The following is a 21,168-nucleotide window of genomic DNA, read 5'->3' on the forward strand; positions in this document are numbered from 1 at the left end:
TTAACAAGTGTAAAGCAACAACCTGGCAAGCAAATATGCAAAATATATGCAGATTAGTGTATCTGAGTGTGCCTGCGTGGGAAAATCTGTTTTCTGAAGCTCTCTTAAAACAATACTATGACTGAACACACAGACTCTCAATTCCGCATCGAACGCGATTCGATGGGCGATCGCCAAATTGCTAGTAGCGTTTATTACGGTATACAAACGCTACGAGCCATAGAAAACTTCCCCATTAGCGGCATTAAGCCTTTAGCTACCTACGTAGATGCAGGATTAATCATTAAAAAAGCTACAGCAATTGTCAATGGAGAACTAAATTGCATTCCCCAAGATATTAGTCAGGCGATTGTCCAAGCAACTGATGAAATCTTAGCTGGGAAGTTCCGAGATCAATTTGTTGTGGATGTTTATCAAGCGGGTGCTGGAACATCCCATCACATGAATGTCAATGAAGTTCTCGCAAATCGCGCCTTAGAAATACTTGGTGAAGAAAAGGGCAATTACAAACGTGTTAGTCCTAATGACCACGTTAATTATGGGCAGTCTACCAATGATGTGATTCCGACTGCAATTCGGATTGGTGGATTATTGGCATTATCTAAAACATTACACCCAGCAATAGATGGTGCGATCGCATCTTTAGAAAACAAAGCTGTAGAATTTCAAGATATCGTCAAATCTGGCAGAACTCACTTACAAGACGCAGTACCAGTGCGCTTGGGTGAGAATTTTCGGGCTTGGGCGCAAATTCTTACAGAACACCAAAACCGGATTTATACCGCCTCTGGTGATTTGATGGTGCTGGGTTTGGGAGGTAGTGCAGCCGGAACGGGATTAAATACTCATCCTTTGTATCGCGCCCGCGTGGTAGAAGTTCTTTCAGAATTGATTGATACTCCTTTAGAACCTGCACCCCATCTCATGGCAGCTATGCAGAGTATGGCGCCATTTGTAAATGTTTCCGGTGCTTTGCGGAACCTAGCCCAGGATTTAGCCAAAATATCTCATGATTTACGGTTGATGGATTCGGGGCCGAAAACTGGTTTCAAAGAAATTCAACTGCCTCCAGTGCAACCCGGTTCCTCGATTATGCCAGGGAAATATAACCCAGTGATGGCAGAGATGACATCAATGGTGTGTTTTCAGGTGATGGGTTACGATAGTGCGATCGCTTTAGCCGCCCAAGCCGGACAATTAGAATTAAATGTGATGATGCCGCTAATTGCCTATAACTTGATTCACAGTATCGAAATTCTCGGCAATACCATCGCTGCACTCACCGAACGCTGCATTGAGGGAATTACTGCCAATCAGGAACGTTGTTTAGCTTATGCTGAAGGCAGTTTAGCTTTAGTAACCGCCCTAAATACCCACATCGGTTATTTAAATGCCGCAGCTGTCGCCAAAGAATCTTTAGAAACTGGTAAATCTTTACGGCAAATTGTTTTAGAACGCGGATTAATGAATGAAACAGATTTAGCCACAGTGTTAAATCTAGAACAAATGAGTGGTATCGTACCACTCAAAACAGAATAATAGATTATGGGGCATGGGGCATGGGGCATTGGGCATTGGGCATGGGGCATTGGGCATTGGGCATTGGGCATTGGACATTGGACAATAATTAATAGTTCTTCTTCCCCTGCTTCCCCTGCTTCCCCTACTTCCCGTGCTTCCCCTACTTCCCCTGCTCCCCCTGCTCCCTCTATCCCCTACCTATACCATGCAGACTCAAAAACCAGCTGTTAGTCTCATTCGGGCTACATCTTACGAACGAGAGGCTTTACGAGAATCTTTAGTCACACTGCTGGAACCTTTTGGAGGAATGGCAGCGTTTGTAAAAAAAGGCGATCGTGTTTTACTCAAACCGAATCTACTTACCGGATCGCGTCCTGGTAAAGAGTGTATCACCCGTGCCGAACTAGTTTATGAAGTTGCCCAAATGGTAATTGAAGTTGGCGGTAAGCCATTTTTGGGCGATAGTCCTGCTTTTGGTAGTGCCAAGGGTGTAGCAATAGCAAATGGCTATCTGCCTATTTTAGAAGAACTCAATCTTCCCATCATCGATTTTCACGGTCAGCGTTACCAAACCGTTAGTGACAATTTTAACCATCTGCGACTGTCTAAAGAAGCAATGGAAGCAGACGTAGTGATTAACCTACCGAAAGTTAAATCACATGCCCAGTTAACATTAACACTGGGTGTAAAAAACTTGTTTGGTTGCGTTCCCGGCAAAATGAAAGCTTGGTGGCACATGGAAGCGGGAAAAGACGCGAATAGATTTGGTGAAATGTTAGTAGAAACTGCCAGGGCAATTAACCCTAACTTAACGATATTAGATGGTATCATCGGTCATGAAGGAAATGGCCCCAGCAACGGGGAACCTCGCCAACTGGGCATTTTAGCAGCCGCATCAGATATATTTGCCTTAGATCGGGCAATGGTAGAAATCCTCAATGTTTCTCCTGAACAAGTGCCCACAGTTGCAGCTTCTCAAAGGCTAGGAGTTTGTCCAGAACTTGCTGCCATAGAGTTTCCACATTTAAATCCTGACTTATTAAAAATAGAAGATTGGCGACTACCAGACAATTTAATACCCATTGATTTTGGTATGCCCCGCGTCATTAAGTCTACCTTTAAGCATCTTTACACCCGATTTATCAAGGAACCAATCAGTGTTTATGGAAGGCAGTAGGGGGTGGGGAGAAATCAATTCAAAATTCAACTTGCGCTTCTAGCGCACCAAAGGTGCGACTCAAAATTCAAAATTGTACACTTACAGGGAAGCAAGCTACGCGCAGCGTCTGTCTGCGACACGCTGCGCGAACGTAGAGAAGAAAAAGACAAGGGGAGAATAACCCATGCGCCATGCCCAATGCCCCATGCCCCATGCCCAATGCCCAATGCCCCATGCCCAATGCCCAATGCCCAATGTCCAATCCCCAATCCTCAATTTAGTGCAAACGTCGTTACAGCAATTTCATTTATTAGCAGAGTAATCTGTAATTACCCTCCGATTGCTTAACTAAACCGCCCTATTATATTTAGTGGCGGTTTTTTTAGCTGATTAATTTGTTATACAATTTCTCGTCTGAGATTTTGATTTATTCAAAAAGTTATACGGATTTAGAATCTGGAAATTGGGATTGGGTATTTTGTTCAGATATGGGGATTTGGTAATAACTTACTACACCTCTAGGCTACCTTCTAAAACTTGTTTACTCTATCTTTATGTAGATTGACAAAACGGCTGTAATATTACATAGATTGCAAAATTTAAATTCTTAAATATTTGTTTAGTGATATCACTGAATCCATTCAGCCTTATACAGTTAATGTATCTGTGTTTATTCGGTAGTTATCATTGGTTACAAAAATCATTACTACTATTTCTTCTCTGGTGTCAAATATTTTGTGTATAACTACTATATAACAATCAAAAGCACTGAATATCTATCAGTGCAATTGCGGTTTTGTGTCCTGTATCACAAATTAGCAATTCCAGTAAAATGACCTTATCAAAAGCTTTATAGAATGTTATAATCATGAAGTATCGGATAAATATGTTTTGCTAATTAATCTTTAATCAGCGAAAAAATGTAACTTATGATGCTGTCAAAGTTTGCTTTGCGTATGCAACCCGTTACACCATACAAGGAAACACCTGAAAATATTAATTACAAAATAAAACATGATTTGTTGACTTGTAACTTTGTATTAAGAATTCCATGTATAAAAAGGCTACTATGACAGTTGTATAACTGATTTAAATTGTAGAATGCTACACATTTTACAGTTTAAAAATAGCTAAAATAGCATTAATACTCTCACTCAGAGAGTAAACCTACACAGTGTTGCGAAGAACTTCAATTTTGTATGAATTCAAATAGCCAGTCTGCCAATGCCGATACATATTCCCAACGTTTGGCAGACATTGTGGGAACTGCGATCGCTCTGTTGACTCTTACCCTACCCGTATTTGTCATCGCCCACTATTCTTCAACTAATGTTCAAAATAACCAGCAACCTCTGATCCAAAACATACAAACAAATCAAGATTGATCGAGCTTACCAGTCGCATTTTCTCATGAGGATATCTACAAAAAAGCAGAACACTGATTTTGTAGAGAATCTCTGAAGATGTGGATGTAGTTAGTCAAAAATAAGCTAAATCTGGATTGTGTGACTATAGATTTCAGTTGTCTTAAACGTTGTTAGGACAGAAATCCCTCTAACAGTAATTAAGGACGGAAGATATCCATCATACCCTCTTGGAAAAAGCGTTGCGAAGTTTGCTCGTAACGCTTTTTCTATTTTTTGGCTAATTCAAGGGAATAGGTTACATCTGAAAGTTTCTTCCCCAGTGCCCTATGCCATAGAACAAATACCTTGGGAAGAGATCCATATTGCCCTAAAATTCTACACGGGGAGCGAAGCTGACAGAGTGCCCCCATGATTCACAGTTATCAGAGGAGTTTTTTGTGGACTTATCTCGTATTCCTGCCCAACCGAAACCTGGTCTAATCAACGTTCTGATTGAAATTACTGGCAAAAGTAAAAATAAATACGAATACGACAAGGAACTACAAGCTTTTGCTCTAGACCGAGTACTTTATTCCTCAGTACAATATCCTTATGACTACGGCTTTGTACCCAATACTTTGGCTGATGATGGCGATCCCCTAGATGGTATGGTCATAATTGATGAGCCGACCTTTCCCGGCTGTATTATTGCTGCGCGACCAATTGGCTTTTTGGAGATGATTGACGGTGGCGATCGCGATGAAAAAATCCTTTGTGTTCCTGACAAAGATCCGCGCTACACTCAAGTAAAATCCCTGAAAGACATAGCACCACACCGCTTAGATGAAATTGCTGAATTTTTCCGTAGTTATAAAAATTTGGAAAAAAAGGTGACTGAAATTCTCGGTTGGCAAGATGTGGACAAGGTTGCAGCAATAGTTGAAAAATCCGTCAAAGCTTATAGAGGATAATAGAGGAGTTAAGAGTTAGGAGTTAAGAGTTAAGAGTTATGAATTTTTATTCCTAACTCCTCACTCCTAACTCCTCACTTCACTTTGCTAACTTTCCCTTGTTACGGATTTTAAAATCTGCCACCAACCCTAAACCAGAATGCAGCGTACTCTCCTTTTGGCAAAAATTCATAACTGCACCCTTACAGGGGCAAATATCAACTACGTAGGTAGTATCAGTATTGATGAAATCCTTTTGGAAAAAGCTGGTATCTTACCTTATGAGCAGGTGCAAGTAGTTAATAGTGCCAACGGTCAGCGCTTTATTACTTATGCGATCCCCGCTCTAGCTCATTCAGGAATCATTGAGCTAAATGGGGGTGCGGCACGTCTAGGCATTATTGGCGATCGCTTGATTATAATGACTTACGGGCAGTTCACTCCAGAAGAGTTAAAAAGTTACTCTCCTACGGTAGTCATTGTGGACGAAAAAAACAGGCTGTTAGAAGTGCGGCGCTACGATGACCTGCTCACTAAGGTCTAATTTCAAGGAAAATGTCAAATTTTGAGTTGTCGGATTCCCAGAGCTACATAAGAGAAAAGTCATCTACCCTGCCAAGTAGCCCAGCAGGTGAGTTTATCGTGCAATTCTGGGGGGTAAGAGGTTTAATTCCTACTCCTAGTAGCAATACCAGTCGTTATGGTGGTAATACCGCTTGTGTAGAAATACATGTAGCTGGGAAACGCTTGATTTTTGATGGCGGTACAGGCTTACGCATATTGGGTAAAACTTGGCAAGAACTGCAACAGCCACTAGAAGCCCATTTATTTTTTACCAACTGCCAATCAAACCGAATTCAAGGATTTCCCTTTTTTGCTCCTGCATTTATTGGAGAAAATTGCTTCCATATTTACGGCACAGCGGCCTCAAATGGAGCCTCAATCAAACAATGTCTGTACGATCAGATGCTCCAGCCACACTTTCCTTACCCTTTACAGGTAATGCAGTCAGAATTGCAATTTTACAATCTGACCCCAGAAAGTGACGTAAAGTTAGATGATGTCACCATTACAATTGCATTAATTAATCAAACTCAGCGGTCAGTTGGCTACCGAGTTAGTTGGCAAGAGTATAGTGTTGCTTATATCACAGATTTGCACCAAAATGCCGATCAAGTGGAGCGAGAACGGATTTCAGAGTTGATTAAAGGCGTTGATTTGCTGATTGCCAATGCCACTTACACTCCGCCTACATCTCACAACCATGATTCTGCTGATTTACTCTGGCAAGCTGCGGTGAATGCAGCTCTTAGTGCTGGCGTTAAACGGCTAGCCATTTCTCATCATCACCCAGATGACCATGATGATTTTCTTGACCAGGTTCAAGTCGATATTAAATCTGCTTTTCCTCAAGCCATATTAGCCCATGAAGGTCTAGTATTAGCTGTTGGTAAGTGAATTAATCTTGTTGGTATGAGCTGCAAAAAAGCTCGCTTAATCAGCGACCATTAGACCTGGAGCGATCGCACCCTTTTTTAACTATATTTTAGTTGAAGTCGGGCTTGCTGGCGCTGAGAAATTAGATGTAGCCTCACAAAGAGCATTCCCAGCCTCTGGCTGGGAACGAGAGAAAGCTTTTCTAGACTGTCTAATATGCTTAAGTTGACACCAATAACAGATGTGTTCTACGAAGCATTTTGCAACTCGGCTGTGCGGACTGAAAGCTGCTCTGTCTTATTACCTCGTTGCACTTTTACCTGTAATACTTGACCAAGGCGACTGTCTTCCACAACATTCTGCAATTGTTCGGCACTGGTAATAGCTTTACCATCAATTTGCAGAATTACATCCCCGCGTCGGATACCCGCAGATGCCGCTGGAGAATTGGGAACAACTCGCATCACAAAAACACCATTGATTTCTGGTATCTGAATCGGAGAGTTGGGATCGGTGTTATTTTGCTTGGCGAGATCGGGTGTCAAAGTTAGCATTTGCACGCCTAGATAGGGATGAGCAACTTTGCCATCGCGTTGTAGTTGCGCGGCGATCGCTTTAGCTTTATCAATAGGAATGGCAAACCCAATACCCATTGCATCAGGGCGAATGGCTGTGTTAATACCAATCACTTCCCCTTGACCATTCAATAGTGGCCCGCCAGAGTTACCAGGGTTAATAGCAGCGTCTGTCTGAATGAAATCCAAACGTTTATCACTAATGCCAACTTGGGCACTAGAACGTTTGAGGGTACTGACAATTCCTAAAGTAACGGTATTATCAAATCCCAAAGGATTACCGACTGCGATCGCCCAGTCTCCTACTTGGACATTAGTGGAAGAACCCAAAGGCGCGACTGGTAAATCGTTACCAGCGTTAATTTTGACTACTGCCAAATCTGTAACTTCATCAATACCTTGAACTTTTCCTTCAAAGGTGCGACCATCTTTGAGTCGGACTGTTACTTTATCGGCCTTATCGACCACATGAGCATTAGTCATAACTAACCCGCTCTTGTCAATAATGAAACCTGAGCCTAAACCACGTAACTGCTCAGACGGCGGCATCTGTTGGGAGAAACCGTCACCAAAAAACCGACGGAAAAAGGGGTCTTCCATAAATGGATCGACGCGGCGAGTAATTGTTCGCTCAGTATCAATGCGGACAACTGCTGAACCAACACGATTCACTGCTGCTGTCACAAAGCTACTGCTTCCGATCGCAGCACTAGCTGGTGATTGCCGTTGAGCAATTAAATTTGAAGTATCAACAGTTATTGTGGGTGCTGGTTCGGCTTGAGAGGGTAACACTTGCAATGTGCTAACCGCTAGCACAACTCCTAGCGCGATCGCTAAAACATGAGTACTTAGTTGCCGTAAAGACCGAGATATTTTGGAAAATCGCATAATCACAACCTAATTTATAAGCTTAATTGTTGCTTAGTCGTGACAAATCTATTTACAGTTATTTTTATTTTAGGTTTCGCTTGCTCTTTACCCTACTGGGGTTAGGGCATTTTGCGAACTACCTGTAATCAACTTAATAGAAAATTTAACCCAAAAGCTATTATGGACATTACCCTTTCAAGTTCGGTTTTTACCCATCAATAAAACTTTTGGATTGCGAATAACATTAGTCCGCTCTCTGTTCTAACTGTAGATTATGGAAGTCCCTAACTTTTGTATAAAATTTCATTCCGATTAACTGCACCTAGCTGGGGTAAAGAGTTAATGGCTGAGTGGGGAGTGAGGTTAACAGGAACGGTTGGAGGTAATTGTAATTGTTTAACAACACTTTGCAAGAGTTGGTCTTGTCCAGTCCGCAAACCCCAGACATTTGTCCCACGGTTGATAATCGCAAACCAAACCAAACCGCGATCGCGTGTGGGCATTACTCCCGCTAAAGCGCTCACATCCCGGAGAGTACCAGTTTTGATCACAGTCGCTAGGGGAATGTGTCTAGTGTGTAGTGTCCCCCGGTGGTCGAATCCAGACATCGGGAATAAGTCAGCTAGATTCAGTTGATGGGCAGATGCTTCAGCTTGAATAGCCATAAACATGGCACACACAGCCCTGGGGGAAATGCGATTTTCCGGCCCCAATCCAGAACCATTGATTAACTGGATTTCCGCTTGTGGCACTCTCGCTAGATTAGCAGCAGTTGATTGGACTACAGGCGCTCCCCCTACTGAGTCTGCCAGCATCTCTGCCATATCGTTGTTACTATAAACGTTCATTTCCTTGAGCAGTTGCTTCAAGGGCAATGAGCGATGACGCAGTAACAAAGTTTGTTGAGGGTTTGGTTGCGCCTCAACTTTCACTGCACCCGCAATCACAACTTGAGGCTTGGGTGTTCCCTTGGGCATGATTGAGTGGGTGTAAATCGCAGGGCGTCCCCAAGTGGCCCGATTTAGCGTTTGCTTGAGCATCAGACCGGCTAGCATTGGCTGACGTTGAAAATTCATGGCAAAACTGCCAGTAATAATCAAATTTCCTTTTACTTGCTTGATGCCCATTTGATTGAGAGTATTACCAAGAGCGATCGCTTCTTCCCAAACAAACAAAGGATCGCCACGGCCTGTAACCACCAAATCGCCCTGCACAACTCCATTTACCACTGGGCCAGTGATACTCACCAAAGTATCAAATTGGTAATCTGGCCCCCAAGTTTTCAAAGCAACTAGTGAAGTGGCAATTTTGGTTAAAGAAGCAGCCGGCAGCGGTGTCGTACCTTGGTGATTTGCCATCAGCATTGGTCCCGACTGCATCCAAATTCCCTGACTCTCAGCCAGATTTTGCGCCACCACTTTTGATGTAATGAGCTTTTTCAAATATTCCTGCACTGTAGTCGCCCCAGTTGGATTTGGATCGGGGGCAAGAACAAAGCCAGGGCTACTTTGCCAAGTTAGTGCATCTAAGGCATCTAGAGGTTTGATTTGTACTCCAGCCATTTCCAGCCAAAGCGACACCAAACCTGAACCCAATAATTCCAGCATTTTTTATTCCTCTGTTAGGATCTCAAGCGTTGTTTACTGTGCTAATATACAAGCTTTTTTACAAAAATCAGTATTGAGTCATAATAACTGGTGTTTTTCTCATCTGTAAGTAGGGTGAATAATATTGTTTTCGCGCTAAAGACACGATAAATCGCCGCCTCTATAATAATCAGCCTTTTGTCTTGACAGCGATTCATCGCATCTCTTGCCTTAACCTACGCGCAGGGTGTCGCAGCCTGATAATAAAAGGCTTTATGCTGTGCGATCGCTCTTGGTAATTCCATAACCTTGAAACAAGGAAAGGGAAAGTATTCAAAATTCTCTCCCTTTTTTCCCTTAATACAACGTGAGTTCGATGAACCTCTCCCGGACAACCTCCCTCTCCCATAGGGAAAGGGAGGAGCAACGAGAAATTAGGGTTTTGGCTCCCCTCTGGGTGTCCAAGAGGGGTTGGGGGAGAGGTCAAAAAAGGGATTGTCGAACTCACGCTAATACACTAATCAGCATTCAAGTTGCATAATCAGAGCGGACATCTTATCCGCCCTACAAGATAGTGAGAAAATTTTAATATGCAAATTAGATGTGTTTTAGCTTACCTACTTTCTTTCTGGATGCGCTGCATCCTCTGGTGAAGGAGTACCCATCCGGTTAATTGTGGCAATCATCTGATACAAACGTCCCAAATCGCGTTGATTGAAGTATAAAATGAGGCGAGGTAATCCAACAGTTTCATCTTGTGCTTCTTGAGGTAATGCCTGACTTTTTTCAATTCTTCCTTGAATAATAATGTCGCTGAAATCAGCATTAAGTTGTTCTAAAAGAGCGTCTGATATATCTGTCTTCAGGCGGATGACTAACTTATTGCTTACATAGCGGCTGGAATGATAAACCTGGTAAAAACGGGTGATAGCGTCACAAGCCACATCCAGGTTATCTGTCACCGTGTAAAGGTTGGGGTCTTCAGGATTGACAAGACCGTTTTGCACTAATTGCTTATCAATATATTCGCTCCAAGAGCGCCAGTAATCACCACCAGGGCGATCGATTAAAACTAAAGGTACTGGCCCAAATTTACCAGTTTGGCTTAATGTCATACATTCAAAGGCTTCATCTTGAGTGCCAAAGCCTCCCGGAAACAAGGCTACAGCATCACTTTCTTTGAGGAGAAACAGCTTGCGGGTAAAGAAATATTTGAAGTTAATTAGCTTGGGATCGCCCTCTATAAAAGGGTTTGCTTGTTGTTCAAAGGGTAACTGAATGTTTAATCCAAAGGAATTTTCTCGTCCAGCACCTTCATGACCCGCCTGCATGATTCCACCACCACCGCCAGTCATCACCATAAATCCTAATTGAGAAACAGCGCGAGCAAACTCAAGGGCCATTTGGTATTCTGGCCTATCTGGCGCTAGACGAGCAGAACCAAAGATGGTGACTTTGCGAACGTGTCGGTAATCATAGAAAAGCTGGAAACCGCGCTCCATATCTGCTAATGCAGCGGATAATATTTTCCAATCGAGACGCTCAATTTCAGTATCAGCTAGACGAACAATAGTAGTAAGTGCTTGCTGAATAAATTGCCGATTTTTTAATGTCGGTAAACGAACGATCAATTCAGCGATATCCGCCTGTAAAGACTCTAATATGTCAAACGACGCAGATGAGGTCATGAGAACTGCTGCAACAATGGCACTATATTTTACGTGAACTACTCACACTCTAGCAAGCGAGAATAGCCTTCTGATGTGCAATTAGCAAATTTATAACTGGTTTTGAAGCTAGGAAATTCTAAAAATCTTTTTGATAAGGCTTGTTGCAATACTTCAACTGTTGGACACCATAACAAGTTCTCTTAGTAGATAGATTGACATAATTTACCTATTAAGGATAATTGCGGTCGCAATACATAGCAGATTTCAAGGAAGGTGAGGTACACAACGATTTGTCTGACCCAGGTATAAAGCTTGTTTTACTCCTGAATTCTGTATTCTGCGGTATATCGGAGTTTGTGTAAAATGATATGACTTACATCTATAGCGTATATCAAAAGAAAATTTTGTATCTTATTGCCAGATTTTTTGGGAATTAATGTCCATAATAAAAGCACTCTAACCCTAATCTAAGAAAGTAAAAAAGCTCTTTAAATCGCAATACCGTTCAGTTCAACCTAAAATCCTTGGTAGAGACACGAAATGGGACTAGGCTTCTCTACAAGACGCTGCGCGATCGCCCCACTATGCTAATGTCCCGCTGGCTAACGTGTCTTTACAGGTCAAAATCAGTACCAAAAATCCTTAACCCAAGCTTATTTCTCTAAAGGATGTTTGATCGCAAACTATATCAATTACGCTTAGACACATTAATTCATAATGTGATTTATTTATATAGTGCCTAAATCTTATAGAATATTTTCGCAAATCTAAGTAGGAAGATAGATGGAAGTTTCTGGACGCATCAATTACCCACTGAATCCTCCTCCCCCTCTTGAAGATTTTCCCGTCCTTCAAACTGAAAAATATACCCTACGGCTGGCTTCAACTGAAGAAGAATTAGAATCAATTTTTCGGTTGCGCTTTGAAGTTTTTAATCTTGAACTAGGCTTGGGGTTTTCTGCTTCTAATTTTACCCAGATGGATATAGATAAGTTTGATGCGGTTTGCCATCATTTAATCCTAATCTCCAAACATACGGGTAAAACGATTGGAACTTATCGGATGCAGACCTATATAATGGCTTCTCAAAGACTAGGCTTTGATGCTACCGATATATTTAATCTTAATGGAATTCCCAATTCTGTGCTTCAGGTATCAGTGGAAGTTGGGCGTGTATGTATAGCTAAAGAATATCGCAATAGTCAGGCACTTTTACTACTCTGGGAAGGGCTGGCAAATTATCTCATCTGGAGTAAAAACCAATATTTCTTTGGCTGTGCATCATTACTAACACAATGTCCTGGGCAAGCTACTTGCGCTTATGATTATTTTCGGCAGAATAACTTGATGCATCCAAGTATTTTGGTTTACCCAAATTCACAATTTTGTTTAGAACTGACTCAAAATTATCCAGGTTCATCTAATATTGAAATTCCTAAAATTTTGCAGGCTTACTTGAATATTGGAGCTAAAATATGCAGCCTTCCTGCTATTGACCGACACTTTAAAACTATTGATTTTTTAACTATATCTAATATTGCAGACTTTGGCAGATGGCGTTATCCAAACCTTCTCAAAAAACCCTTACCACAAATATAGCTAGATTTAGTGTATTTTATACTTTATTGACATCTCGGTTTCAAAACAAAATCCAGTTTTGCGGGATTTGATACAACCTTGCCCATTTCTTTTTGTAGTTAATAAAGGAGAGGTGTTGATTGCCAATCTTTCCAATCAAATTAAAGTCCAGTTGGCGATGTTTAACAAATAGGCTTTGCTTGAAGTCTTCGCTATGTCTACGATGGGCGTAGCTGCAACACCTCATCCAGTCCACTTAATTTAGATAATTTGAGAAAACTTTTTAGGAAACCCACTTATGCGCCATCTCAAATTTGCTCCGAGTTGGTTGCGATTTTTAACTATCTTCTTATTGACGATGGGTATATTATTTCGCTTTTCTAATCTTGATGGTAAAGTTTTTTGGCACGATGAAATTTATGCCTCATTGCGAACTTCTGGTTACACAATTAATGAAGCTAAACAGCAACTTTTTAATAATCGTGTGATTGGTAAAGAAAGTTTTGCTCAGTTTCAAGGTGTAAATCCAGAAAAAAGCTTAAATGACACAATTATGTCTTTAGCAAAACAAGATCCTCAACATCCGCCATTGTATTACATAATAGCTAGATTGTGGATGGAAATCTTTGGTAATTCGGTGACGGCTATTAGAAGTTTATCAGCCTGCATTAGTTTGCTGGTGTTCCCTTGTGTTTATTGGCTATGTCGAGAATTATTTAATGTGCCATTATCGGTTCCTGGTGTTGCGATCGCACTCATGGCTATCTCTCCAATTCATCTAGTATACGCCCAAGAAGCACAAGAATATATTCTTTGGTTAGTCACCATTTTACTATCTAGTGCGTCTCTGCTGCGAGCCATAAGGCTAGAAGATGAGCTAGCAGAAGAACGACAAAAACCAGATTTATTCGCTATTTGGAGCCTTTATGCAGTTACTTTAGCGATTAGTCTTTATACATTTCTTTGGAGTGCATTTGTAGCAGTTGCTCACGGAATTTATGTAATTACCGCTGCCAAATTTCAGTTTAATGAAACTGTTAGAACTTATCTGATAGCATCACTGGTAGCTTTTTTAGCTTTCATGCCTTGGATAACAGTTGTGATTGGTGAATTTTTTCAATTTTTGATTTCAGCAGATAAAACAACGATACAGTCAGAATTGATACCTATATTTCCATTTTTGCTAATGCAGTTAAGCCGGATTTTTTTTGATATAGACCTTAGTTCCGAAAATTCTCTAGGCTATGTAATTGCACTAGCTTTTTTAACTTTAGTAGCATATTCAATTTATTTTATTTGTCGAGCAACTAACTATAAAGTCTGGTCTTTTATCATCACATTAATTGTAGTACCAGCATTACCCCTAATACTGCCAAATTTAATTGCTGGGAGTATACGAGCGTCTATCGAACCATATTTAATACCATCTTATTTAGGAATCCAAATAGCTGTTGCTTATCTATTAGCTACACAATTATATAATGAGAGCGGGGCACGTCGGAGCTTTTGGTACATAATCATGACATTAGTGATTATTTGTGGTTTAATTTCTTCTAAGGTAAGTTTTCAGGCAGAAACTTGGTGGAATAAGGGTATAAATTATAGCAGTCCACAAGTTGCCCAAATCATCAATCAGAGTAATCGTCCACTTTTGATCGGTGATGCTTTGGGTAATAATTATGGTAATATCTTTTCTTTAAGCTATCTTTTGGAACCAAAAGTACGATTTCTGTTGGTAAATCAAAAAATTCCTAAAATTCCTGATGGGTTTACTGATGTGTTTTTACTTAATCCTTCAGACACTTGGGGTAAAACAATAGAAAAAAAGTATAAATTAAAGACAGATATTGTTTATAGCGATCGCTATTATTCGATTTTGAAATTGGCTAAAGCTCGTAATGTGCGCCGACGTAATATCTCATCTAATAATAAATTATCTGCTAATTTATAGCGTGCTATAGCTGTTACCAGATGCTTTAATGACAGCGATTAAACATGATGTAGTTGTTTCATTAAGATACATAATTTTTGTAAAATTTATTGTGAAATTTAGTTATGCAGCATCTCCAATTTGCTCCGAATAGATTGCGATTTCTCATTGTAGTTTTGTTAATGGTGGGTATATTTTTTCGTTTTTTTAACCTTGACCGCAAAGTTTACTGGCACGATGAGACTTTCACTTCATTACGAATTTCTGGTTATACGTCAAATGAAGTTAAGCAGCAAATATTTAATGGTCGCATAATTAATAAGGAAAGTTTTGCCAAATTCCAAAGTCCCAATATGGAGAAAGGCTTACGTGACACAATTATATCTTTGGAAGTAGACGATCCACAGCATCCACCACTGTATTATATACTCGCTCGGCTTTGGGTAGGAATCTTTGGTAATTCGGTGACAGCAATCAGAAGTTTATCTGCGTTTATCAGCTTGTTGATTTTTCCGAGTATTTATTGGCTATGTCGAGAATTATTTAAAGCATCGGTATGGGTATCTGAGGTTGCGATCGCACTGATAGCAATCTCCCCTATTCACTTAGTATACGCCCAAGAAGCACGAGAATATATTCTCTGGATAGTGACTATATTGCTATGTAACGCTTCATTACTACGAGCATTACGATTGGAATCACAACATGGAGTACTACGTATACTAAATTGGGGAATATATGCAGTCACTTTGGTGCTTAGTCTTTATACATTTTTATTCAGTGGATTTGTTGTAGTCGCTCATGGAATTTATGTAATTGCCACTGCAAAATTTAGGTTTACTAGAACAGTAAAAGCTTATCTATTAGCATCTTTTGCAGGGTTTTTAGCTTTTACACCTTGGATACAGGTTGTGATAGTTAACTTGTTGCAATTAAAAAGTTCAACAGCTTGGACAAAAAGACATTTACCCTTAGATGCTTTGATTAAATCTTGGCTTTTACAGTTAAATAGGATTTTTCTGGATTTAGATTTAGGCTTTGAAAATCCCTTTACCTATGTAATTACGCCATTTTTTTTAGTTCTTGTTGGATATTCTATTTATTTTATTTATCGAAAAACTAACTATAAAATTTGGTTGTTTATTGTCACGCTAATTCTGATTCCTGCATTACCTTTAATGCTACCAGACTTACTTTTTGGGGGTATACGCTCACTTGCAGAACGTTATTTATTGGTTTCTTATTTAGGAATTCAACTAGCTGTTACTTATTTACTAGCTATGCAGCTATATAATAAGAGTCTTGTACGCCGAAGAATCTGGCAAACAATCATGGGACTAGTGATTATTTGTGGACTAGTTTCTTATGGAGTGAGTTCTCAGGCCGAAACTTGGTGGAGTAAGGTTATTAGCTATGGTAATCCACAAGTTGCAAAAATTATAAATCAGGCAACTCATCCACTTTTAATTAGCAATGATTCTGGTATTAATTATGGAAATGTCTTTTCTCTCAGCTATCTTTTACAGCCAAAAGTGCAGTTTCAATTAGTAAGAAACCTTTCTATCCCTAATATTCCTGATGAGTTCACTGATATTTTTTTACTAAATCCTTCGGATACCTGGCGTAAGCAAATAGAAACAAATTATAATTATAAAACTTTTGTAGTATACAGTGACAAAAATTACTTGCTTTGGAAAATAGAAAATCCACGTAGGTAGCGATGTATTTTTGAAAAAATTAGGACTTAACCAAAACTAGACACTGTAGTTATGGGCAATTCATATAAATGAATTCGCGTCAGATAGAGAAGGAACTTAATTGTTTTTCAATTATTATTTGTATAATTTTATATTAAAAAATATTTTCATATATTCAAAATTATATGGAGATATTTGCTAAAATCATTATCTTTTATAAAATATTTAAATAGGTTCTTGATTAAAATCAGCTAAAAACAACAAAAATAAATATTAAACAAATTCTCATCTGAAACTAATTTAAGTAATGGTACGATGCTTTAAATTATCCTTTGTGATGAATTCAATGATTCATTGAAAGGTGTTCTATGCAAATAACAGATTTTCTTGGTCTTTTACATCCTGCGATCGCAATTATATTCGTCTTTCCACTTATTGGTACAGTAGTTAATTTTGCTTGGCAAACACGCCAACGCAGATTGCAAATTTTAGCAGGTAGTAAGAGTAAAATTCCTCCAGTGGTGGGTGCAGAACATAAGCAGTTAGGTGAAAGGCTCACAAGTGCAGTTGTTGGATTAACTTTAATCGGATTAAGCTACCCTATTGGTAAAAATATTATCAAAAATAAATTGTGGAATCAAACACCTTTCCAAGTTATTTTTATACTGCTAATATTTGCTGCCACCATCGCCTCATTAGTATTTCTTTATCGGGCAAAACAGCGGGTGTGGCGGGCAGTTTTTGCAACTTTGACTGGTGCAGGTTTAGTAATTATCGGCTGTCAAGATGGAGTCTATCGCCGCACCAATGAGTGGTATTGGTCACATTATTATATTGGCATTACCGCAGCACTGCTAATGATTTTTTCATTAGCAATTGTTCAAGATATTTATCAAGATAAGTCCAATCGCTGGCGTCTTGTCCATACGATTTTAAATTGCATTGCTTTGTTGCTATTTATTGGACAAGGTATGACAGGAACGCGAGACTTGTTAGAAATTCCTCTGAATTGGCAAGAACCCTATATTTATCAGTGTGATTTTGTTAATAAAACTTGTCCAACCCCAAATTCCCAAGCACCAAAATAAGCAGGGGAGCAGGGGAGACAAGGGGACAAGGGGACTAGGAGGAATTATTGAACAAGCCTCTTCCTTGTCTACCTTGTCTCTTCTCCATACCCAATGCCCAATGCCCAATGCCCAATGCCCAATTATAATAATTTATTTGTCTAATCATTGTAGTGGTAAAGTGACAATTACTGTTGTACCAACACCCTGCTCACTTTCTAATTGAATATGACCACCATGTAACTCCACACATTTTTTAACTATAGTGAGTCCCAATCCTGTTCCTTGAATTACACCCACATTGCTGGCGCGATAGAAGGTTTGAAATAGATGAGTTTGATCTTTGAGAGGAATTCCCATTCCCCGATCTTTGATTTGGAAAATTGCGAGGCGATCTTTGCAAATCAAATCAAACCAAATAGTATCACTTTCAGGAGAATATTTAATGGCATTGGAAATCAAATTAGTTAAGGTACAATTTAGTAGGTCTTCATCAATTTGGGCTTGGGTCGATTCACCTTGACAAGTAAAGATAATGCTGTGTTTACTACCTGCATTGAGTTGAAGAATATCTGTGAGTTCGCTACAGAAATTTTCTAAATTTAACAGCGTAGGCTTGTATTCGAGTTTAGCTGCTTCCGTTTTACTCAAGAACAATATCTCATCTAAAAGATTAAGCATCTGGTTGATAGCATTTTGTATTCGATCGAAATATTTAGTTCTGCGGATATCAGTTAGTTTATTGCTGTTGTATTGAAGGATATCTACAGCCGTCTGAATCGTAGTCATAGGGGTGCGGAACTCGTGAGAAACCATTGCTACAAAGTTTGACTTTAACTCGTTGAGTTCCTGTTCTTTTGCCAGCGCTTGACGGGTGCGTTCTTCACTCTCGCGTAGTTGGTTGAGAATTTCGCTTCTTTCAATGGCATAGCGAATGGCACGCACTAACCATTGTATAGTGATTTTATCTTTAACTAAATAGTCTTGCGCTCCTTCTGCTAATGCTTGCAGTGCTAAATCTTGATCGTCAACACCTGTTAATACCACAACTGGGATATCAGGTACTGCTGCCATAAATTCTTTCAACGTGTCCAGTCCAATAGAGTCTGGAAGGCCGAGGTCTAACAAAACTAAGTCGAATCTGCGTTGCTTTCGACTCTCTATGTGAGAATTATCAAGGTTAGACGTAGAATTTTCCCTGCTAGCTTCTATCGCCTCAGATAACCGTTCAACATGTAACATCTGCCATTGTTCTTGATCTGAATTTAAAAATATCCGGCGTAGCAGATGAGCATCACTTGCACTATCTTCTACTAATAGAATGTGAATTGTGAGCTTTTCCATAGTACAGGGTTATATCAATTTGTTAGATAATCACCTGATTTCCTATTTTTTAGATAGGGCTAGAATTCATGCGCTTGTTAAAAGGTTAATAAGCGGTTATTAGATACCTATTTAAAGATACCTTAATTTGCGTTGAGGGTAAAATAAAATACTGTTCCTATGTCCGGCCCGGTTTCGACTCAGCCCAGATGCGTGCGATCGCCATACCGCTCAACGATTTTTTTGTAGATAGCTAGACCAATGCCAGTACCAGAAAATTCTCGACGAGTATGAAGACGGCGGAAAACCTCAAAAATTCGCTCAAGATATTGAGATCATTATCCTGAGCGATCGCTATATGTAAATTACTTAGAGCTAGACTGAGGGCAGTATCACAGTCAACGAGAACAAATTCCTGACCGCGAGTACCCACACGATAATAAACATAGCTGCGGTAAGCTACGCTAACGCACCAACGTAGAGAGAGACAATGCAATTTTTGACACAAAAACAAGTGGAGATGTAGTGTAACACCACATTTCCACTCTAAATTTAGTGTATTAGGGTTACAACAAAAGACCCCACGAGCTGATTAAAACTTGGGAAAGTTCAAATTAATTAACGTGACTCAGTTCCTTGATTGGGGCTACCTGCTACACCATCGTTTTCTGGAGCTTCTGGAGTAGCAGTGGATTTAGCATCACTCTTTTGTGCATCACCAGTTTTGCGGATACTTTCCTCAGTAGGGGTTTCGCCGTCAGCAGAAGCAGTAGACGCAGGTTGTTCATTATTAGATTTTTGTTGTTCAGCCATGATTACATCCCTTATTATTTATCTTTGAGATTATCTTAAAAAATTAGGAGTATGAATGCATCTATCCAGATATAGTTATGGCTGATTTTTACCTCTATCGGAAGTATTGTTTAGTATTACTCATGTATGCTGAAAAAATCCAGAAATGTAGAGTTATTTAACCTTACAACCCTTCTTATGGCTAAGGTAGAACCTGGAACGGGTTTTATGTCTAAGATGTTTTTGAAATTGCTTTATTGATAATTGTCAGTAAATGGCAAGCGATCTGAGTCTAGCTAGGCGAATAATATGGTGTGATGATGGTGATACAAACTATCAAAGTCTAATTAATGAACCAGAACAATCTATCGTTACCATCTGGATGTATCCTTCGCAAGGCAAGCTCTGGGGATCAGTGGTCGATTCGATTGCTGGTATTTTCAGCCAAACTCGATCCAACCCAATTAAATTGGCAGCAATTTTGGGTAGTTGAATACAATGAGAATTTGATAGCTTGCGGACAGCTGCGTAACTTTTCAGGGGCACAAGAACTTGGTAGCTTGGTCGTTGCATCAGCTTGGAGAGGTCGCGGTTTGGGTAGTTTGCTAACGCAGCATTTGATTAATACAGCAGTGCAACCACTTTATCTGGAATGCTTAGGTCAACGGCTGGTGCAGTTTTACAGTCGCTTTGACTTTGTGCCAATATCTTTTGAAGACTTGCCACAATTTCCCAAGACAATAGGCTTATCTACGCTCAAGGAGAAATTTAGATTCTCGCAGTTAGCTAAAAGGCTGCTCAAAGTTCCTGTGGTATTTATGGAATATCGAGGTCAGACTAATTCGTAATTCGTAATTCGTAATTTAAGAGATGCAGAACAAGGCTTGATACAAGATGTTTCTAGTCCTTTACTCTCCCCATTTCCTATTTCAACTTAGAGGTTTAGCAAAAATCGTTAGTAAGACAGGCCCTAGTAAATAATGGTGATTCAAACACAATAACCCAGCAGAGGAGCCAAGAAGTTGACGTTGATTAGGGCTGTAGAGTCTAATTCCACGGGGAGAGATTGGCAATAATTGAGGTTCTGTCTCTTTTTTGGAAGTAATGTCAACCAAATAAAAGCGTCCACCGGGAGAAAGTACCCGTGCTATCTCACTAACCACCTGTTTTGGTTCCAAATAGTGCAAGAAGCTGATAGTACTGAAAACGGCATCAAATTGACCATCAGCAAAGGGAAGAGACTCAGCTTTGCCCTCAATATAAATTAAGCGTGGACGATGGCGGTTGTTCTGTCTTGCTACCCGCAACATATTAGCAGATAAATCCAATCCGGTAGCTTGGAGATTGGGAAACTGAGTAGCAAGGCGCTCAAGCAAGCGTCCAGTACCACAGCCGATATCAAGTACATTTGCTAGCTCTGGGAAATCGACGTACTCCAGCAACCGTTGGTGAATGGCTCGATAAAACACTGAAGGAAAGAACCAATCGTAACTTGATGCCCATAGGTCAAAAAGTAGCTTTTTATTATTGAAAAAGTCATCAGTCATTAGTTTTCGCAGCTTTCTTAAAACTTGATGCTTTTTAAGAGTAAGTTTAGCTGCGCCTCCAAAAATTTGGTTAACAACACAAATTAACTATAGCGGTTCAGAATTAGTTGTAATATCGGG

Annotated in this window: 18 protein-coding genes and 1 pseudogene; 12 read left to right on the top strand and 7 right to left on the bottom strand. The window is 39.9% G+C overall.

The window, feature by feature from the left end:
- Window positions 1-117: 117 nt before the first annotated feature.
- The 7 genes from RMZ95_RS27860 to RMZ95_RS27890 all read left to right on the top strand — a co-directional run bounded on the left by RMZ95_RS27860 (window position 118) and on the right by RMZ95_RS27890 (window position 6,434).
- Window positions 118-1,539: an aspartate ammonia-lyase gene (locus RMZ95_RS27860; RefSeq protein WP_322683494.1), complete on the top strand. Its 1,422-nt coding sequence runs from the start codon at window positions 118-120 to the stop codon at window positions 1,537-1,539.
- A gap of 187 nt (window positions 1,540-1,726) precedes the next feature.
- Window positions 1,727-2,698, top strand: coding sequence for a DUF362 domain-containing protein (locus RMZ95_RS27865; protein ID WP_322683495.1), 972 nt, complete (start codon window positions 1,727-1,729; stop codon window positions 2,696-2,698).
- Window positions 2,699-2,864: 166 nt separating this feature from the next.
- On the top strand, window positions 2,865-3,002 hold the full coding sequence (locus RMZ95_RS27870; RefSeq protein WP_322683496.1) for a hypothetical protein: 138 nt from the start codon (window positions 2,865-2,867) through the stop codon (window positions 3,000-3,002).
- A gap of 877 nt (window positions 3,003-3,879) precedes the next feature.
- A complete protein-coding gene (locus RMZ95_RS27875; RefSeq protein WP_322683497.1) occupies window positions 3,880-4,065 on the top strand; it encodes a hypothetical protein in 186 nt (61 codons plus the stop codon).
- A 419-nt stretch (window positions 4,066-4,484) separates the two neighbouring features.
- Window positions 4,485-4,997, top strand: coding sequence for an inorganic diphosphatase (locus RMZ95_RS27880; protein ID WP_322683498.1), 513 nt, complete (start codon window positions 4,485-4,487; stop codon window positions 4,995-4,997).
- A gap of 139 nt (window positions 4,998-5,136) precedes the next feature.
- On the top strand, window positions 5,137-5,520 hold the full coding sequence (gene panD / locus RMZ95_RS27885) for an aspartate 1-decarboxylase (protein WP_094349223.1): 384 nt from the start codon (window positions 5,137-5,139) through the stop codon (window positions 5,518-5,520).
- 11 nt (window positions 5,521-5,531) lie between these two features.
- Complete coding sequence (locus RMZ95_RS27890) at window positions 5,532-6,434, top strand: MBL fold metallo-hydrolase (RefSeq protein WP_322683499.1); 903 nt, start codon at window positions 5,532-5,534, stop codon at window positions 6,432-6,434.
- Window positions 6,435-6,661: 227 nt separating this feature from the next.
- On the opposite strand, the gene RMZ95_RS27895 is transcribed toward RMZ95_RS27890, so the two are convergent.
- The 3 genes from RMZ95_RS27895 to RMZ95_RS27905 all read right to left on the bottom strand — a co-directional run bounded on the left by RMZ95_RS27895 (window position 6,662) and on the right by RMZ95_RS27905 (window position 11,132).
- Window positions 6,662-7,876 (bottom strand): HhoA/HhoB/HtrA family serine endopeptidase, encoded by a 1,215-nt coding sequence (locus RMZ95_RS27895; protein ID WP_322683500.1) that lies wholly within the window; start codon window positions 7,874-7,876, stop codon window positions 6,662-6,664.
- Between the two features lie 266 nt (window positions 7,877-8,142).
- A complete protein-coding gene (locus RMZ95_RS27900) occupies window positions 8,143-9,465 on the bottom strand; it encodes a D-alanyl-D-alanine carboxypeptidase (protein ID WP_322683501.1) in 1,323 nt (440 codons plus the stop codon).
- 596 nt (window positions 9,466-10,061) lie between these two features.
- Entirely contained in the window at window positions 10,062-11,132 is a 1,071-nt protein-coding gene (locus RMZ95_RS27905; protein ID WP_322671150.1) for an LOG family protein, read from the bottom strand.
- Window positions 11,133-11,897: 765 nt separating this feature from the next.
- Between RMZ95_RS27905 and RMZ95_RS27910 the strand changes: the two genes are divergently transcribed.
- From RMZ95_RS27910 to RMZ95_RS27925, 4 genes are all read left to right on the top strand, one after another.
- Complete coding sequence (locus RMZ95_RS27910; protein WP_322683502.1) at window positions 11,898-12,713, top strand: GNAT family N-acetyltransferase; 816 nt, start codon at window positions 11,898-11,900, stop codon at window positions 12,711-12,713.
- A 277-nt stretch (window positions 12,714-12,990) separates the two neighbouring features.
- The gene (locus RMZ95_RS27915; protein WP_322683503.1) at window positions 12,991-14,643 is read left to right on the top strand and encodes a glycosyltransferase family 39 protein; all 1,653 of its coding nucleotides are present in this window, start codon (window positions 12,991-12,993) and stop codon (window positions 14,641-14,643) included.
- A 104-nt stretch (window positions 14,644-14,747) separates the two neighbouring features.
- Entirely contained in the window at window positions 14,748-16,340 is a 1,593-nt protein-coding gene (locus RMZ95_RS27920; protein WP_322683504.1) for a glycosyltransferase family 39 protein, read from the top strand.
- Between the two features lie 347 nt (window positions 16,341-16,687).
- Window positions 16,688-17,407 carry a DUF4079 domain-containing protein gene (locus RMZ95_RS27925; protein ID WP_322683505.1) on the top strand — a complete coding sequence of 240 codons (720 nt, stop codon included), beginning with the start codon at window positions 16,688-16,690 and terminating at the stop codon, window positions 17,405-17,407.
- Between the two features lie 144 nt (window positions 17,408-17,551).
- On the opposite strand, the gene RMZ95_RS27930 is transcribed toward RMZ95_RS27925, so the two are convergent.
- From RMZ95_RS27930 to RMZ95_RS27940, 3 genes and pseudogenes are all read right to left on the bottom strand, one after another.
- Window positions 17,552-18,730: a hybrid sensor histidine kinase/response regulator gene (locus RMZ95_RS27930; RefSeq protein WP_322683506.1), complete on the bottom strand. Its 1,179-nt coding sequence runs from the start codon at window positions 18,728-18,730 to the stop codon at window positions 17,552-17,554.
- Between the two features lie 122 nt (window positions 18,731-18,852).
- Window positions 18,853-19,041 (bottom strand): annotated as a pseudogene (locus tag RMZ95_RS27935) (ATP-binding protein); the annotation flags it as partial.
- Between the two features lie 286 nt (window positions 19,042-19,327).
- The gene (locus tag RMZ95_RS27940) at window positions 19,328-19,522 is read right to left on the bottom strand and encodes a hypothetical protein (protein ID WP_322671144.1); all 195 of its coding nucleotides are present in this window, start codon (window positions 19,520-19,522) and stop codon (window positions 19,328-19,330) included.
- 329 nt (window positions 19,523-19,851) lie between these two features.
- On the opposite strand from RMZ95_RS27940, the gene RMZ95_RS27945 reads away from it, so the two are divergent.
- Window positions 19,852-20,349 carry a GNAT family N-acetyltransferase gene (locus RMZ95_RS27945; protein ID WP_322683507.1) on the top strand — a complete coding sequence of 166 codons (498 nt, stop codon included), beginning with the start codon at window positions 19,852-19,854 and terminating at the stop codon, window positions 20,347-20,349.
- Window positions 20,350-20,430: 81 nt separating this feature from the next.
- Here the strand turns inward: RMZ95_RS27945 and RMZ95_RS27950 are convergent, their stop codons facing one another.
- Window positions 20,431-21,048, bottom strand: coding sequence for a class I SAM-dependent methyltransferase (locus RMZ95_RS27950; RefSeq protein ID WP_322683508.1), 618 nt, complete (start codon window positions 21,046-21,048; stop codon window positions 20,431-20,433).
- Window positions 21,049-21,168: the final 120 nt, after the last annotated feature.

It is taken from the genome of Nostoc sp. DedQUE07 (assembly GCF_034530975.2).
In the GTDB taxonomy this organism is placed as follows: domain Bacteria; phylum Cyanobacteriota; class Cyanobacteriia; order Cyanobacteriales; family Nostocaceae; genus Nostoc.